The sequence below is a fragment of the Nonomuraea rubra genome, from assembly GCF_014207985.1.
Lineage (GTDB): Bacteria > Actinomycetota > Actinomycetes > Streptosporangiales > Streptosporangiaceae > Nonomuraea > Nonomuraea rubra.
Map to the genome: position 1 here is coordinate 3,558,847 of NZ_JACHMI010000001.1, position 14,644 is coordinate 3,573,490.

Annotated in this window: 17 protein-coding genes and 2 tRNA genes; 11 read left to right on the top strand and 8 right to left on the bottom strand. The window is 70.5% G+C overall.

Going from position 1 to position 14,644, the window contains the following annotated elements:
• The first annotated feature begins 208 nt into the window (after positions 1-208).
• Positions 209-284: transfer RNA gene (locus HD593_RS16200), tRNA-Pro, on the top strand.
• A 117-nt stretch (positions 285-401) separates the two neighbouring features.
• Positions 402-475: transfer RNA gene (locus HD593_RS16205), tRNA-Leu, on the top strand.
• Between the two features lie 92 nt (positions 476-567).
• Here HD593_RS16205 and HD593_RS16210 read toward each other — a convergent pair.
• The gene (locus HD593_RS16210; protein ID WP_185102947.1) at positions 568-795 is read right to left on the bottom strand and encodes a hypothetical protein; all 228 of its coding nucleotides are present in this window, start codon (positions 793-795) and stop codon (positions 568-570) included.
• A gap of 90 nt (positions 796-885) precedes the next feature.
• Positions 886-1,257, bottom strand: a complete 372-nt coding sequence (locus tag HD593_RS16215) for a hypothetical protein (protein WP_185102948.1) — start codon at positions 1,255-1,257, stop codon at positions 886-888.
• A 216-nt stretch (positions 1,258-1,473) separates the two neighbouring features.
• Here HD593_RS16215 and HD593_RS16220 point away from each other — a divergent pair, with 216 nt between their 5' ends.
• On the top strand, positions 1,474-2,001 hold the full coding sequence (locus tag HD593_RS16220; RefSeq protein WP_185102949.1) for a hypothetical protein: 528 nt from the start codon (positions 1,474-1,476) through the stop codon (positions 1,999-2,001).
• A gap of 199 nt (positions 2,002-2,200) precedes the next feature.
• Here HD593_RS16220 and HD593_RS16225 read toward each other — a convergent pair whose 3' ends face one another.
• A complete protein-coding gene (locus HD593_RS16225) occupies positions 2,201-3,424 on the bottom strand; it encodes an NAD(P)/FAD-dependent oxidoreductase (RefSeq protein WP_185102950.1) in 1,224 nt (407 codons plus the stop codon).
• 347 nt (positions 3,425-3,771) lie between these two features.
• On the opposite strand from HD593_RS16225, the gene HD593_RS16230 reads away from it, so the two are divergent.
• The 3 genes from HD593_RS16230 to HD593_RS16240 all read left to right on the top strand — a co-directional run bounded on the left by HD593_RS16230 (position 3,772) and on the right by HD593_RS16240 (position 7,214).
• Complete coding sequence (locus HD593_RS16230; protein WP_185102951.1) at positions 3,772-4,713, top strand: RNA polymerase sigma-70 factor; 942 nt, start codon at positions 3,772-3,774, stop codon at positions 4,711-4,713.
• Positions 4,714-4,830: 117 nt separating this feature from the next.
• Entirely contained in the window at positions 4,831-5,892 is a 1,062-nt protein-coding gene (locus tag HD593_RS16235; protein WP_185102952.1) for a hypothetical protein, read from the top strand.
• Between the two features lie 98 nt (positions 5,893-5,990).
• Complete coding sequence (locus tag HD593_RS16240; RefSeq protein ID WP_185102953.1) at positions 5,991-7,214, top strand: cytochrome P450; 1,224 nt, start codon at positions 5,991-5,993, stop codon at positions 7,212-7,214.
• A gap of 238 nt (positions 7,215-7,452) precedes the next feature.
• On the opposite strand, the gene HD593_RS16245 is transcribed toward HD593_RS16240, so the two are convergent.
• Positions 7,453-8,148 (bottom strand): cytidylate kinase family protein, encoded by a 696-nt coding sequence (locus HD593_RS16245; RefSeq protein ID WP_185102954.1) that lies wholly within the window; start codon positions 8,146-8,148, stop codon positions 7,453-7,455.
• A gap of 68 nt (positions 8,149-8,216) precedes the next feature.
• A complete protein-coding gene (locus tag HD593_RS16250) occupies positions 8,217-8,600 on the bottom strand; it encodes a winged helix-turn-helix transcriptional regulator (protein WP_185102955.1) in 384 nt (127 codons plus the stop codon).
• 64 nt (positions 8,601-8,664) lie between these two features.
• Here HD593_RS16250 and HD593_RS16255 point away from each other — a divergent pair, with 64 nt between their 5' ends.
• The 5 genes from HD593_RS16255 to HD593_RS63405 all read left to right on the top strand — a co-directional run bounded on the left by HD593_RS16255 (position 8,665) and on the right by HD593_RS63405 (position 11,850).
• A complete protein-coding gene (locus HD593_RS16255) occupies positions 8,665-9,564 on the top strand; it encodes an LLM class flavin-dependent oxidoreductase (RefSeq protein WP_185102956.1) in 900 nt (299 codons plus the stop codon).
• Entirely contained in the window at positions 9,561-10,859 is a 1,299-nt protein-coding gene (locus tag HD593_RS16260; protein ID WP_185102957.1) for an FAD-binding oxidoreductase, read from the top strand. The genes HD593_RS16255 and HD593_RS16260 overlap by 4 nt, the downstream gene beginning before the upstream one ends.
• A 111-nt stretch (positions 10,860-10,970) precedes the next feature.
• Positions 10,971-11,390 (top strand): nuclear transport factor 2 family protein, encoded by a 420-nt coding sequence (locus HD593_RS16265; RefSeq protein WP_185102958.1) that lies wholly within the window; start codon positions 10,971-10,973, stop codon positions 11,388-11,390.
• A gap of 3 nt (positions 11,391-11,393) precedes the next feature.
• A complete protein-coding gene (locus HD593_RS16270; protein WP_312904439.1) occupies positions 11,394-11,708 on the top strand; it encodes a low temperature requirement protein A in 315 nt (104 codons plus the stop codon).
• Between the two features lie 16 nt (positions 11,709-11,724).
• On the top strand, positions 11,725-11,850 hold the full coding sequence (locus tag HD593_RS63405) for a hypothetical protein (protein WP_281402461.1): 126 nt from the start codon (positions 11,725-11,727) through the stop codon (positions 11,848-11,850).
• Here HD593_RS63405 and HD593_RS16275 read toward each other — a convergent pair.
• The 3 genes from HD593_RS16275 to HD593_RS64340 form a co-directional block, all read right to left on the bottom strand.
• On the bottom strand, positions 11,820-12,332 hold the full coding sequence (locus tag HD593_RS16275) for an SRPBCC domain-containing protein (RefSeq protein ID WP_185102960.1): 513 nt from the start codon (positions 12,330-12,332) through the stop codon (positions 11,820-11,822). The genes HD593_RS63405 and HD593_RS16275 overlap by 31 nt on opposite strands.
• A gap of 30 nt (positions 12,333-12,362) precedes the next feature.
• A complete protein-coding gene (locus tag HD593_RS16280) occupies positions 12,363-13,883 on the bottom strand; it encodes a hypothetical protein (protein WP_185102961.1) in 1,521 nt (506 codons plus the stop codon).
• Between the two features lie 182 nt (positions 13,884-14,065).
• Positions 14,066-14,644 carry a winged helix-turn-helix domain-containing protein gene (locus HD593_RS64340; protein WP_312903498.1) on the bottom strand — a complete coding sequence of 193 codons (579 nt, stop codon included), beginning with the start codon at positions 14,642-14,644 and terminating at the stop codon, positions 14,066-14,068.

The following is a 14,644-nucleotide window of genomic DNA, read 5'->3' on the forward strand; positions in this document are numbered from 1 at the left end:
GCACGGGACCCGATCACCGGTTTACCGTGGACATCGTCCAGCAACAAGCAGAAAGGTGGCGAAGTGCTCATCCCAACCCTGCCGAGCCCCTCCGCCGCCACCCTGCCCGAGCTGCGGCGAAGGCTTTCCGGATAAACCCTTCGCACGGGTTCCCGGAAAGCCGTCTCGGATCACCTCCGAGGCGGCTTCCTCATTTTTCTTTTCGTCACCGAGTGTGGGGCAGCTTGGTCAGCCCGCCTGCCTTGGGAGCAGGAGCACCGCAGGTTCGAATCCTGCCACTCGGACAACGGCCCTGAAAGAATAGGGCCGCGGGCTACGGCCTGGCCGTCGGGAATGGCGCCCCCCGGCCGGACCCCGCCCCCGCCCCGGGCCGGCCCACGCCAGCCAAGCCCGGGGCCCAAGCCGCTCTGGCCCAACTGGCAGAGGCGCCGTCTTCAGGAGGCGGAGGTTCAGGGTTCGAATCCCTGGAGCGGCACCTAACGGGGCAACCCCTGAACTTTCGCGAATGCCTTTGCTCGGCATCGCGTCAGCCGGGCACGAGCCGGTGATCCTGTCGGCCTGATTTGCTCACCTCGCGGTCAGGGGTTGCAGCAGTCTCGCATGCCGTGTCTGCGGCGATGACCTCATAGGCGGCCTCGGCAGCAGCAGCGCCCGCGGATCCGCGCCGGCGTACGTGGCGAGCACAGGTGCTGTCGCCAGCCCGACCAGCAGGCCGAACGCGGCCGTCATCGTCACCCCGGCGTCGCGACGGCCCCACTGAGGTGGCCTGCTCGCGGCGGCCAAGCCTGCGGACATCCGTTTCTGCCTGTACGGTTCATGACCTCGCGGCCGATCTAAATGGCAGCCGGGCTCGGTGCCGCTGCCGCCGCGTGTCCAGCAGGAGTCTCACATGATGACTCGTCCTACCAGGGAGGGTCCTTGATCGACGGCGATCGCGAGACAGTAGATGGTCCGGTATCGAGGCCAGTCCTCCTCCGGCGGCACAAGGCCGCTCACGATGACCTCGTACTTTTTCGCCTCGACCAGCCGCATTCTCGGCGTGCACCCGACCTCGGCCAGACGCTGCATGTCATCCATTCCTGGATAGGGGCCGTCGGGGAGGACATAGGTGGTTGCGAACTCCGCCACGTGCGGCCGATCGCATGGAACGACTGTCACCAGAGCGCCGTCGGGCAAGGGGTCGATACAGTCGCCCGGCCTGAGTTCGGTCGGGTCGTACTGGTGCGCGCCGGAGGGAAGGCCGGCCGCGGTGGGCACGGAGGCAGGGGCGGGTTTCGCCGCGGTGCACGCCGCGAGGAACGCCGCCCCGAAAGATCACACCTGAGATCGCTGATATGCGCGACAGCATGCGGCAGATCGTCCCAGTCGAAGGTCACCGGAAGATCGCGACGGAACGCCCGGGTGCGGATGTGGGAGACCGGGAGGTGGCCATGCGGGACGCCGTCCCCGGGCCGTCCTCGGTTGTGGATATTGGTGGCGGGCTTCTCGATCATGTCCGATGCTGTAGTCGTGTTCAGGATTCCGCCGCGTACGGCTACTGACGCCTATTTCGCCAAGATGGGCGGATCGAGGCGTCTCGACCTTGTCTTCGACATCGATCTGGGAGATCTGGTGGAAGGCCACCGCGCGGTCGCGCGTGGAATGGAAATGCTGGACAGCGGTGCCGTGCTGCACTACGAGTTCGTCCCCGGGGTCCGGCCAGACGAGACGGAAATCAACGGGCCGTTCTTCTGGTATTGGATGCTGTCCACCGAGGATGATCAAGGCACGCCCTACTGCGACGACAACGTGGGTGCCTTCGATCCGGGCGGAGAGGCGGCCGCCCACGGAACTCGTCAGCTGGGTGGGCCGGTTCCCAGCTCGGCGACCTGGCTACGGGTGAGTTTCAGGCCGGCTGAGGGATGGGCGCCGACGCGATCGTGGTGTCGGCAGTTGAGGATCGAGCTGCCGGACGGTGTCGTTACGGGGGTGTGGAGCGACTCGCGCCCGACTGCCGGATGACCACGACGCCATTTGGTCGGGGTCTTCCGTGTGCCCCGGAGCGGTACACAGAAGACCCTGAACCTTCACGGATGTACTGGCCTTCCGGCACGTTGATCCGCTGACGGTCAGCGGCCTGCCAGTGCGGTAACGCAGCCTGCACGGTGTCTACGGCCTCGGTGGCGGAGCCCCCGGCAGCCGGTAGGCCAACTGGGGCCGGCTACGCGAGAGCCTTCGCGGCTGTCATTTCCGGTGCGGCGGCCAGGCGGTGCCTGCGCTTGGGCAGGCCGTAGGTGGGGTGCGAGGTGGCCCACAGCGCCATCCTGAGGATGCCTGCCTTGACCCGTGAGGGCTGCCATCCGCCCTGGTACTTCGGCTTTGCCCGCCCTTCGCCGTCGACCAGCTGCAGGATCCCGTCCCGGCGCCCGAGGCTGATGTGGTTGTAGGTGTAGACCAGCTTGGTGTTCGGGATCGTGCGTCCTGTCAGGCGTCCCACGATCGCCTCGATGGCCTGCCGGCCGGTGTAGCCGGCCGACGCGCAGGACATCGGCAGCGGCCGGCCGTTGTCGCCGATGGCGTGGACGCTGTCGCCGACGGCGTAGACGTTCGGGTGCGAGACCGACCGCATGGTGCGATCGACGACGATCTGACCTGTCCCGGTGACCGCCAGCCCGCCGGCGGCGGCGATGGGGCTGATCGCGAACCCGGCCGTCCACACGGTCGCGTCGGACGCCAGAGCGGTGCCGTCGGCGCAGAGCACCCGCGTCGCTTCGACGGCTCCGACGCTGGTGTGCTCCAGGACGGTGACGCCCAGCCGGTCGCAGGCCCGGCGCAGGTGGTCGCGGGCACCGGCGGAGAGCCGGGCGCCCAGCTCGCCGCGCGCGATGAGCGCCACCGACAGGCCGGGCCGGGACTCGGCGATCTCGGTGGCGGCCTCGATCCCGGTCAGCCCGTCACCGACGACCACCACGTTCCCGCCCCGGCCTGACCTGTCCAGGCTGTCCAGGCGCTCGCGCAGGCGCAGCGCCGAGGGCCGGGCGGCGACGTCGAAGGCGTGCTCGGCCGCGCCGGGGAGGCCCTCGACGTTGCCGCGGCTGCCGAGCGCGTAGACCAGCGTGTCGTAGCCGAGCTCGCCTCCGCCGCCGGGGACGCCGCCGGGGACGCCGCCGGTGTCGGCCATGGCGACGACCTGACGCTCGGGGTCGACGGCGGTGACACGGGCCAGGCGCAGCCGTACCTCCGTCCCGGCGAAGACCTCGGCGAGCCGCGGAGCCTCGATGTCCCGTCCGGCGGCGAGCTGGTGCAGCCGCATGCGCTGGACGAAGTCCGGCGCGGCGTTGACCACGGTGATCTCGGTGTCCTTCGGGGACAGCCGGCGGGCCAGGTTCCCGGCCACGTAGGCCCCGGCGTAGCCGGCGCCGAGGACGACGATGCGGTGCTTCATGCGTTGCTCCTGTCGGTTGTTTGCTCTGGATGAGTCGGCTCGGCCCGGGTCACCGCTCTTCTGGCCGATTCGTCAAGACTCGCGGCCCAGGCCGCGGGACGAACCGGTGACGAACCAGACCATGCTCATGACGGCCTTCCGTTCTGCGGTGCCGGTTGCCGTTGCAAGGCGATCACTCGTGCAGAGGTGTGCCGCGGCGCCCTGACGCCCATGAGGCGCCGGCGCCCCGAACTGCGTGACAGTGCGGTCATGTGACGTGCGTCACCGATCACGGGTGTCACACGGCTGTAGGGGCCGGCGCCTAATGCGTGGAGCAGGACTTGAGAGCGACAAGGCAGGAGCCGCCCATGAACGAGCGCAGCGAGCCGACGACGGGCCCGGTTGAGCCGCCCGCTCAAGGCGACCGCACGGACTCGGCCACCGAGACGTTCGTCGCCCACCGCAACCTGCTGTTCACCGTCGCCTACGAGATGCTCGGCTCGGCCGCCGACGCCGAGGACGTCCTTCAGGAAACCTGGTTGCGATGGATGAAGATAGACCTGGGGCAGGTACGCGACCGGCGCGCCTACCTGGTCCGGATCACGACCCGGCGGTCGCTGGACCGGCTGCGGACCATGAGGCGCCGCAAGGAGGTGTACGTCGGTCCCTGGCTGCCCGAGCCGCTGCTCACCACGCCGGACGTGGCCGAGGACGTCGAGCTGGCAGAGAGCGTGTCGATGGCGCTGATGCTCGTCCTGGAGACGCTGTCGCCGACCGAGCGGGCCGTGTTCGTGCTGCGTGAGGTCTTCGACGTCGGCTACGAAGAGATCGCGGCCGCCGTCGGCAAGAGCCCGGTCACGGTTCGCCAGATCGCGCACCGCGCCCGCCGGCACGTCGATGCCCGCCGCCCGCGCGAGGCGGTCTCCCCCAGCGAGGCCCGGGCCGCGCTGGAGTCCTTCCAGCGCGCCCTCGACACCAGGAACCTGCAAGGCCTCCTCGACGTGCTCGCCCCCGACGTTGTCCTGATCAGCGACGGCGGCGGCATCAAGCAGGCCGCGCCGCGGCCGGTCATCGGCGCCGGCAAGGTGGCCCGCATGATCGTCGACGGCCTCGGCAAGGCCGGCATCGCGCTCACCGGTGAGGCCACCGTGGTCAACGGCAACCCCGCACTCCTCCTCCGCGTGGACGGCGAGATCGACGGCGTCATCGCGGTCAGGGTCGAGGACGCCCGCATCACCGGCCTCTACTACGTCCGCAATCCGCGGAAGCTGACCCGCATCGCGATCGAGAACCCGCTCACGCTGAAGTAGTCCTCCGGCCGCCGCGCCGTGATCACGGCAACGCGACGGTACGGAGCACCCTGAGCTCATCGTCACGCGTTCGCACCGGCCCGGCCATTACCACGTCGTTTTCTTCAAGGAGTAGACATGGCCGCTCAGGCCCCGCTTGCCGCCGCCGCACCACCGTCTCCCTGGCCGGCCGTGGCCGGGACAGCCGTCCTGCTCACGGCGATCATCTCCGTGCTGCTCACCGCCTTCGCCTGGCCGTCGGTGCGCTCGTCGGTACACGACGTGCCGATCGCCGTCGCCGGGCCGGCCACCGCGGTCGAGCAGGTCAGCACCGCTCTCGCCCAACGCCTGCCGGACGGCTTCGAGATCACCGAGGTCGCCGGCACCGCGGCCGCCGAACGGTTGATCCGCGACCGGGAGGTGTACGGGGCGATCGACGTCAGCTCCGGCGCTCCGCAGGTCATCATGGCCTCAGCCGCCAGTGCGGCGGTCGCCCAGACCCTGCAGGGCATCGCGACCGCGCTCGGCCAGGCGCAGGCACAGGGCACCGGCACGAAGGTCGTCGTCCGCGACCTCGTCGCCTTGCCGGCCGGCGACCCGCGCGGCGCCGGCCTGGCCGCCGGAGCCCTGCCTCTGGTCATGGGCGGCCTGCTCGCCGCGCTGCTGCTGAGCAGGCTCGTCCGCGGCACCGCCCGCCGCGTCACCGGAGCGCTCGTCTTCGCGATCACCGGGGGCCTGGCCGTGGCAGCGATCCTGCAGTTCTGGTTCGGCTCGCTCGACGGCGCCTACTGGGCCAACAGCGGCGCCATCTCCCTGGCCATCGCGGCCACCTCCCTGAGCATCCTCGGGCTGGAGTCCCTGCTCGGGTACGCCGGCCTCGGTCTCGGCGCCGCCGTCATGATGCTCATCGGCAATCCCCTGTCAGGTGCCGCGACGGCACCCGAGATGCTGCCCGGCTGGTCCGGCGCGCTCGGCCAGCTGCTGCCGCCGGGGGCGGGAGGCCAGCTGCTGCGCTCCACCGCGTTCTTCGACGGCCACGGCGCCACTCACTCCATCATCGTCCTGGTCACCTGGCTCACGCTCGGTGTGATGCTCTGCCTGGCCGGCCGCCTGCGCGCACGCCGTACCGCCACTGCCACGGCAGGACTTCCTGAAGACGGCCGTATCACCGGCCTCGCCTACGCAACCCGCAGCAACTGACCGCATCGACACCGCGGCCCCACTCACCTGCGATGAGCCGGCCCGAGTCCACCACAAGCCGCACAAACTCCACCACATCTCTTACTGGGAGGTCCTTCATGACGAAGAGCGTCGCCAGCGAACTCGCCGACCTGCAGCTGCCGGTCGAGCGGAGCTGCCCGTTCGCCCCACCCGCCGCCTACGAGCAGTTGCGCGAGCAAGCGCCGATCGTCAAGATCCGGTTGAAGAGCGGCGGCGAGGCCTGGTGGGTGTCCGGGCATGAGGCGGCCCGTACCGTCCTCGCCGACCCCCGCTTCTCCTCCGACAAGCGCAAGGACGGCTTCCCGCTCTTCACCCTCGATGCGGCGACCCTGCAGCAGCTCCGCAGCCAGCCGCCGCTGATGCTCGGCATGGACGGCGCCGAACACTCCGCGACCCGCCGTCCGGTGATCAGCGAGTTCACCGTCAAGCGGCTGGCCGCGCTGCGCCCGCGCGTCCAGGACATCGTCGACCACTTCATCGACGACCTGCTCGCCACCGACCGGCACCCGGTAGACCTGGTGCAGGCATTCTCCCTGCCGGTGCCCTCCCTGGTGATCTGCGAACTGCTCGGCGTCCCCTACACCGACCACGACTTCTTCCAGAGCCGCACCACCATGATGGTGAGCCGGACCTCGGTCGAAGACCGCCGGCGAGCCTTCGCCGAACTGCGCGCCTACATCGGCGACCTGCTCACCCGCAAGGAATCAGAACCCGGCGACGACCTGTTCAGCCGGCAGATCGCCGGCCAACGCCAGAAGGGCACCCTCGACCACGCGGGCCTGGTGAGCCTCGCCTTTCTGTTGCTGACCGCCGGACACGAGACCACGGCGAACATGATCTCGCTCGGCGTGGTCGGACTGCTCACCCATCCGGAGCAACTGGCCCTGATAACGGCCGACCCGGGCAAAACGCCCCTGGCGGTGGAGGAACTCCTGCGCTACTTCACCATCGCCGACGGGGTCACCTCCCGCATCGCCACCGAGGACGTGAAGATCGGCGGCGCGAGCATCAGGGCCGGTGAGGGTGTCGTCGTCTCCGGCCTGTCGGCCAACTGGGACCCGGCGGTGTTCAAGGACCCGGCCGCCTTGGACGTGGAGCGCGGAGCCCGCCACCACCTCGCCTTCGGCTTCGGCCCCCACCAGTGCCTCGGCCAGAACCTGGCTCGAATGGAACTGCAGATCGTCTTCGACACGTTGTTCCGCCGCATTCCCACCCTGCGGCTCGCCGTACCGATGGAGGACGTTCCGTTCAAGAACGACGCCGTCATCTACGGCGCCCACGAACTCCCCGTCACCTGGTGAGCATGACATGATGCGGCGATCGTTGTGGTGGTCAGGCCGCCGGGAACAGACCCAGGGGGTTGCCGCTGGCCGATGCCATCGCCATGCTCGCGAAAGCTCGGTTGCTGATGAATGACAGGACCGTAAACCTTAGGAATGAAGGGTCCATGTTGAACATAAGCCTCTCATCGGCGTCGACGTCACCGGGCCGCCCAATCGTCGTCCCCGGAGGTGGCGCCTTCGGAATCGGGGCAAATCGTCAAATCCTGGGTGTCGATGAGTGTGGTCGGACTTCCCACGCCGGCCGTTGGAGCTGATCGTTGTACACGATGATGTTGGCGTGGTCGGTAGGGCGGGCTGTGGCGAAGTAGAGCTGCTGGGAGGGGATGTAGCGGTTGCGCCAGGACCGTTCGATGTCGGCGGGGGATTCGGCCAGCGTTGCGCCTCGGTCCCGGGCGCGGGCCACCGTCTGCTCGAAGGGGACGGACACGAAGATGCGCAGGTCCCACCGGTCGACGAGTTCCGGGCGCAGGAGGAAGACGCCGTCGAAGAGCAGTACGGCATCCGCGGGGGCGGTCGTGGGCGGCGGGGACGACGGGGTGTCGGTGGCTCTGTCGTAGGCCGTGTGCCGGAACCTTCGGTCTCCGCCTGGGCCCAGCGGATCGAGCAGGACCCGGCGCAGCGCGGCGTGGTCGTGGGCGTCGAAGTAGCAGCCTTCGGCGGAGTACCGGCCGCGTCGGTAGCGCTGTGCACGGGGGACGAGGAAGTCGTCGATGGTCGCGCGGATGACGTCGCGACCCTGCGCGCGCAGGACGACGGCGACCTCGTCGGCCAGCGTGGTCTTGCCGGCGGCGGGCGGCCCGTCGATGGCGACCCGCAGCGGGTGCGCGGTCGTGACGGACCTGATCGCCTCGGCCAGCCGGCTGATGAGCTCGCCGCGGGTGCCTTGGTCCATTGCTGCACTCTCTCACGGTGCGGTGTCCCTCACCCGCCCACCCGCCGCCCGGCGCCCGGCGCCGTCGGTCACACCGTGTCGGTGGATCGATCCGCTGCGGCCTCGCTGCGCCGGTAGCCCCAGTCCACCAGCGGCTGCAGGATCCGCATCAGCTCCTCGCCGTCGGGGGAGAGGGCGTAGCGGATCTGCACCGGGGTGGTGGGGATCACGGTACGCGTGATCAGGCCCTCGGATTCGAGCTCCTTGAGCCGCTGGGTGAGGAGCCGGTCGGAGATGCCGGGCACCGACAGCCGGTACTCGCCGAAGCGGCGGGCACCCCGCTGGCCGGCGAGCAGGATCGCGCTGGTCCAGCGGCGGCCGACGAGCTCGACGATGTTCTGGAAGCTGCGGCAGCTCGGCTCGTGGATGGTCAGGTGGCCGGGACGGGCGGTCTGCGGTGTCTGCGTGCTCACTTACTAAATATTAGTCACTTACCTCGCCTTTGCCTCATGGCGCCGGCGTCCGGAGTATGAAGTCATGACTGATTACGGACAAACCCTGTCCTTCGGGCTGAGCCTCGACCCCGAGGTGGACCAGCTCGGCGAGACCATGCGGCTGGCCGCGGCCGCCGACGAGTACGAGCTGGACTACCTGGCCGTTCAGGACCACGCCTACCAGCCGGGGCACCTGGACGCCTGGACCTTGATCACCAACCTGGCCACGCGGACCAGGCACGTCTCGTTCCTCACCGATGTGGCGGACCTGCAGTTAAGGCCACCCGCCATGCTGGCCAAGGCCGCCGCCACGCTCGGCGTGCTGGCCGGGGGCCGCACCGTGCTCGGCGTCGGTGGCGGGGCGTTCGCGGATGCCATCGCGGGCATGGGGGGCAAGCGGCGCAGCGGCGGCGAGATGGTCGTCTACACCGAGGAGTCGTTGCACGTGATGCGGGCCGCGCTGGGCGGGGGCGGCGTGCGGCTGCTCAGCGAGCAGCACGCCATCGAGGGGTACGCGGCGGGCCCGGTGCCGCCCGCTCCCGTCCCGCTGTGGCTCGGCGGCCAGGGCCCCAAGATGCTCGGCGTCACCGGCCGGGCCGCCGACGGCTGGATCTCGCCGCTTAACATCTACGTGCCGCCCGGTGAGGTGCCCGCCAAGCAGAAGATCATCGATGAGGCGGCGCGGGCGGCCGGGCGCGACCCGCTCGACATCCGCAGGATCTACAACGTGATCGGCACGATCGGCGACGTCCGCGGCGGGCCCGGCCTGGCCGGGAACGTGCGGCTGTGGACGGACACGCTCACCGGGTGGGCGGTCGAGCTGGGCTTCGACACGTTCATCTTCTGGCCGGTGGCCGACCACCGGGTCCAGTTCGACGTGTTCGCCGCCGAGGTCGTCCCCGCCGTCCGCCAGCGGGTTGGTCAGGTCCGGGGGCGGCGATGACGACGATCCCGGCCGCTTTGGAAGGGAAGATCGTTCTTCCGGGAGATCAGCGGTACCGGCTGCTGCGCTCCACGTACACGACCGTGGCCAGTCCCGCCGCCGTGCTGCTGCCCGAGGACACGGCGGAGGTGGCCGCGGCTCTGCGGTTCGCCCGCGAGCAGGGCCTGCCCCTGTCCGTGCGGAGCGGAGGGCACGGGCTGTCAGGGCGGTCCACGAACGACGGCGGCGTGGTCATCGACCTGTCGGAGATGAACCGCGTCGAAGTGATCGACCGGGCGGCGCGAATCGTCCGGGTCGAGGCGGGCGCGCGGTGGGCGCAGGTGGCGCAGGCGCTGGCGCCGTACGGGCTGGCGATCAGCTCCGGTGACCACGGCAACGTCGGCGCCGGCGGCCTGGCCACCGGCGGCGGCATCGGCTGGCTGGTCCGCCGGTACGGGCTGACCATCGACCACATCAGGGCGGCCGAGGTCGTCCTGGCCGACGGCACCGTCGTGCGCGCCGACGCCGAGCACGAACCGGACCTGCTGTGGGTCGTGCGCGGCGCCGGCGGCGGGGCCGGCATCGTGACCGCGTTCGAGATCGAGGCGATCGAGCTGCGGGAGGTGGGCTACGCCCAGATCGCCGTCCAGGTGGACCGCCGCGGCCGGGCGCTGCGGCAGTGGGCGGACTACCTGGCCGAGGCCCCGCGCGAGCTGTCCACCGCGGTCACCCTGCTCCCGCAGGGGCGCTCGCTGGTCGCGTCCATCACCGCCGTGGTCGCCACCGACGACGAGCGGCAGGTCGTCGCGGCGATCGAGCCGCTGCTGCGGATCGGCACCACGCTCGGCCGGCAGGCGCAGCTCGCCCCGTACCCGGCCCTGGTCTCCACCGCGCACCTGCACGCCAACGTCGGCCAGCAGCCCAGCACCACCACCAACGGGCTGCTCACCGCGATGACCGGCGACGACGCGGCGGCGATCACGGCGGCCGCGGCCGGCCCGCACCAGCCGCTGATCCAGCTGCGCTCCCTGGGCGGGGCGGTCGACGACGTGCCGGCGGACGCGACCGCGTTCGCGCACCGCCGCCACGGCACGATGGTGGTCGCCACGACGTTCCCGCCGCAGGGCGGCAGAGCGCTCGACGCGGCCTGGCGTCCGCTCGCCGAGCGGGTCGACGGGGCGTACGTCAACTTCGAGAGCCGCCCGGACAAGGCCGCCTTCGAACGCATCTACCCGGGCGCGACCGGCGACCGGGTTCGCCGCCTCTGGAACCGGTACGACCCGGACGGGATCTTCCGAGGCCCCTGGGAGGCCTGACAAGGCCGTCGAGCCCGGCCGGCGCCGGTCGGGTTCTCACGGATGCGAACGACAGGTACCGCACGTAACACTGGTGGCGATCACTTACCCGAGCCGGAGGTTGCCAGAGACATGAGTTCCAACCGTGAGATCGTCGCCGAGGCCTTCGCCGCGTGGGCGGCGGGGACCGCGCACGTTTCCGAGATCTTCGCCCCGGACATGCGCTGGGAGATCGTCGGCAGGTCCGCCGCCTCCGGCACCTACGACAGCACGCAGCAGTTCGTCGATCAGGTGCTGCGGCCCTTCGGGGCGAGGTTCAGCGCGGACAAGCCGTTCCGCCCGGTCGAGATCCGCTCCGTCTACGCCGACGACGAGCGGAGCACCGTGGTGGTCGTGTGGGACGGCGAAGGCACCACCATCGCGGGGACGTCCTATCGCAACACCTATGCCTGGTTCATGACGCTCCGGGACGGCAAGGTCGTCGACGGTACGGCGTTCTACGACAGCATCGCGTTCAACGAACTCTGGGAAACCGTCACCCCAGCCTCATAGGGGCTGGTCAAGGGGCTGCTGCCGCTCGTCGTGATGTGGTGGATGTTCAGCGCGTTCGGCTGGCTGGCCAACGCGGTGCGGCCCGACCGGGCGCGGGTCCGGCTGCTGCTGGTCCTCGCGATGACGGCCTTCTTCGTCATGGGTCTCGACGTGCCGTACGCCTTCGAGCCGGAGGGCTGGGCCTTTCCCGCGGCGTACCTCGCGGTGGTGGCCATCCACTGGCCATGTGAACCCCTGGTGGCTGGGCAGCGGCACGGCGATCTTCCTCATCGGGCACGCGTTCTACCGCGCCATGCTGAGAAGCGGACGGGTCGCTGATCGCCTCGTCGCAGCGGTGTGCGTGGTGCCCCTGGGGCTGGTGACGTCGTTCGCCGGATGGGCCGCCATGGCTGCCGTCATGGTCGTGCTCGGCGTGGTCGCCGCCATCGATCATCGGCTGGCCACGCGAGGGCTGACGTGAACGACACGCCGGCTACTGCACAGGCGGTCTCTACTTCTAGGGCTCCTCTGCCGCCACCTCGCCGGTGCCCAGGGCGGCCGCGATGGTTCTCCGCCAGAGCAGGTCGCTTTCGGCGATCCGGCGCGTCTCGTCCTCGCTGGGCTCGTGCCGCCGCCGTCGGCGGGGCTGAGCCGCAGTTCCACCTCATCGGCCGGGTAGTCCTCGTAGATCCAGCTCAGCGTGAGGGTGTGCGGGGCGTCGCAGCGCAGGATCCGCCCGTGCGCGTGCTCCGGCAGGACGTACGTGCCGCCCTCCCGCAGGTCGCCCTCGGGCTCGATGAGCCAGCGGCTGACCCGGTCCGCCTCGGTGCAGGCCCGCCAGACGTCCTCGATCGGCACGGTGTACTGCCGTCGCAGCACGGCGCTGCGGCCCTCACCTCTGGCGATCTTCCGGTGGCCGACCGACCGGTGGATCTCGCCCAGCGGAGTCAGATTCCGCACCATCGTCCTCTCCCGTACTCTTCCGATGTGGCGTCACAGGCGGCTGGCCCGAGGTGGTCCGGTGCGGCGGCGCGATGCGTGCGGCCGGTCGCGGGCGAAGAGCGCGGCGAGGGCCGCGGCCAGGAGGGGAAGACCGGCGACGACGGCTGTGATCGCCGGCCAGGGGGTCTCGAACGGCACCCGTTCCGGTTCCTCCCACGTGGTGCGCATCGTCAGGGGCCACAGCAGCAACATCCCGGCGGGAACTCCGGCGATCGCGCCGAGCACCGTTCCGAACAGGGCGCTCAGGCCCGCGCGGGAGGCGCGGAACCACCGGAATGCCGCGGCCGACCCGTTGCCGGCCCGCCTCATGACCCGGGCCTGGCGCGCGTTGGCGGCCTTGCCGAAGCCGGACGCCAGCGCGCACGCCAGGGCGGCGAGGAAGGCCACCGCGGCGAAGGGCAGCCACCCGGTCGAAGCCTGGAAGCCCCGCTCGACGTGGACCTCGGCGACCGCGTCGTCCAGCCGGTCGTCGAGGCGCTGCTGCTCCTGGGGCGTGACCCGGTGGACGGCCGGGTCGACGATCAGCTCGCTCGGCCGGAGCCGGTAGCCGAGATCCCGGACGAGTTTCGAGGGGACGAAGATCGTCTCCAGGTGCGGGTCGGAGGTCCTGGCGACAATCGCCCGGACGGTCTTGGTCCGTGTGGCCTCGTCGGTCGCGTTGCGCTCGTAGCCGAGTGCCACCGAGTCGGTCTTCACGCCGGCGGACGTGATCACTACGGCCGTGTTCTCGTCGTACGGCGTCGACTGATCGCCTGTGAGGTACCGCAGCAGCTTCTCGTCCCCGATGGCCTGATCCCAGTAGACGGCCTCCTCCGGTGTCTCGACGCCTTCCGCCGTGGCGCGGAAGAACCAGGACCCGTCCGGCACGGCCTCGCGCTGGGCGATGGGCACGCCCGGCAGTTCCCGCTCCATCATCGCTCGCACGGCGGCCGCGTCCGCCGTGGCGAAAACCCCCAGGTGCGTGGAGCTCGGCTGGATCAATAAGCTGCCCGGCCTGCCGCGGGGAAGGTATTCGGCCCTGCTCTGCGCCGTTTCGCCGACCGCGACGACCGTCAGCGCGAGGCCGAAGGCCGTCGCCATCATCGCCAGCGTGATCGCGAGCACCGCGCGGGCCCGGCGCTGGGCCAGGTCGCGGACCGCCAGGCGGAAGGGCGGCGGCAGCCTTTCGGCGTACGGGCCGATGGTCTCCAGCAGCCACGAAGGCAGCGGGCCGAGACCGGCGGTCAGCAGGCCCGCACCGACGAGGGAGATCAGTAGCAGGCCGAAGAAGTCGATGGAGCCGTAGCGGGAATCCTCACGGGCCAGCCACGCGCCGAGCCCCATCAACCAGACGCCAGCGAATGACGCGAACAACCCAAGAACGACGAATCTCCGGCTCATCATCTCGTGGCGGTTGGCCGGGGCGGAGAGCAAGGCGGCAGGGACGGCCCCCGCCGCGGCCATGAGGGGGAGGCCTACCAGCACGGCGATGAGCAGTGCCATGAGGACGGCAAGGGCAAGATCGGAAAACATGACGGAATGGTAGTGAGCCGCCACGGCGACGCATCGGCCATGCCGGGGGCCGTATCGAGTCCGCAATCGAGGGAGCCTGGGCGAGCCCGTCACGGGATGAAGCGGTAGCCCATGCCCGGGTCGGTGATCAGGTGCCGAGGGTGGCGGGGGCCGCGTTCGAACTTCTTGCGGAGCTGGGCCAATTACTGGCGCAGGTGGTGGGTCTCCTTGACGTGTCTCCTGCCCCACACCTCGGTGAGCAGGTAGCGCTGGGGGCTGAGCTTGCCGGGGTTGCGCCGCAGGATCTCCAGGATGCGCCACTCGGTGGGGGCGAGCCGCACGCCGCCGGAGACCGTCTTGCTGACCAGGTCGGGGGTGCCATTCGGCGGCCTGGCGCAGCGCGGCGGAGCCGTCGGCGGCGACCGCCACCTCGTAGTGGCGGGCGGCCAGGTTGATCCGCAGAGCGCGCAGGATCTAGGGCGCCGCGGCCGAAGCCCAGATGGAGGTCGGGGTCGCGGCCCGGGTCGAACGCCTCCGGGGCGGTGAACTGGCGGGGACCCCGGTCGGCCGCGGCGAGCCGGCACATCACCAGCTGGTCGGCCGGGGATCGTGACGCCGCCGAGCTCGACCTCGCGGGTGGTGGCCCGGCCCAGCGCGGCGAACGGCGTGAACAGCCGCAGCGACTCCTCGATCGCGGCCGGGATCGAGGCCCGGTCGGCGCGTAGCCTGGCCTGCTGCTCGGGGTGGGCGTCCAGGCAGAGCACCGTGTTGCCGAGCAGCAT

Coding starts and splice junctions, on each gene's coding strand:
- HD593_RS16240 (WP_185102953.1), top strand. CDS start 5,991: ATGACGAAGAGCGTCGCCAGCGAACTCGCCGACCTGCAGCTGCCGGTC.
- HD593_RS16245 (WP_185102954.1), bottom strand. CDS start 8,148: ATGGACCAAGGCACCCGCGGCGAGCTCATCAGCCGGCTGGCCGAGGCG.
- HD593_RS16260 (WP_185102957.1), top strand. CDS start 9,561: ATGACGACGATCCCGGCCGCTTTGGAAGGGAAGATCGTTCTTCCGGGA.
- HD593_RS16210 (WP_185102947.1), bottom strand. CDS start 795: ATGTCCGCAGGCTTGGCCGCCGCGAGCAGGCCACCTCAGTGGGGCCGT.
- HD593_RS16230 (WP_185102951.1), top strand. CDS start 3,772: ATGAACGAGCGCAGCGAGCCGACGACGGGCCCGGTTGAGCCGCCCGCT.
- HD593_RS16265 (WP_185102958.1), top strand. CDS start 10,971: ATGAGTTCCAACCGTGAGATCGTCGCCGAGGCCTTCGCCGCGTGGGCG.
- HD593_RS16225 (WP_185102950.1), bottom strand. CDS start 3,424: ATGAAGCACCGCATCGTCGTCCTCGGCGCCGGCTACGCCGGGGCCTAC.
- HD593_RS16275 (WP_185102960.1), bottom strand. CDS start 12,332: ATGGTGCGGAATCTGACTCCGCTGGGCGAGATCCACCGGTCGGTCGGC.
- HD593_RS16235 (WP_185102952.1), top strand. CDS start 4,831: ATGGCCGCTCAGGCCCCGCTTGCCGCCGCCGCACCACCGTCTCCCTGG.
- HD593_RS16280 (WP_185102961.1), bottom strand. CDS start 13,883: ATGTTTTCCGATCTTGCCCTTGCCGTCCTCATGGCACTGCTCATCGCC.
- HD593_RS64340 (WP_312903498.1), bottom strand. CDS start 14,644: ATGCTGCTCGGCAACACGGTGCTCTGCCTGGACGCCCACCCCGAGCAG.
- HD593_RS16255 (WP_185102956.1), top strand. CDS start 8,665: ATGACTGATTACGGACAAACCCTGTCCTTCGGGCTGAGCCTCGACCCC.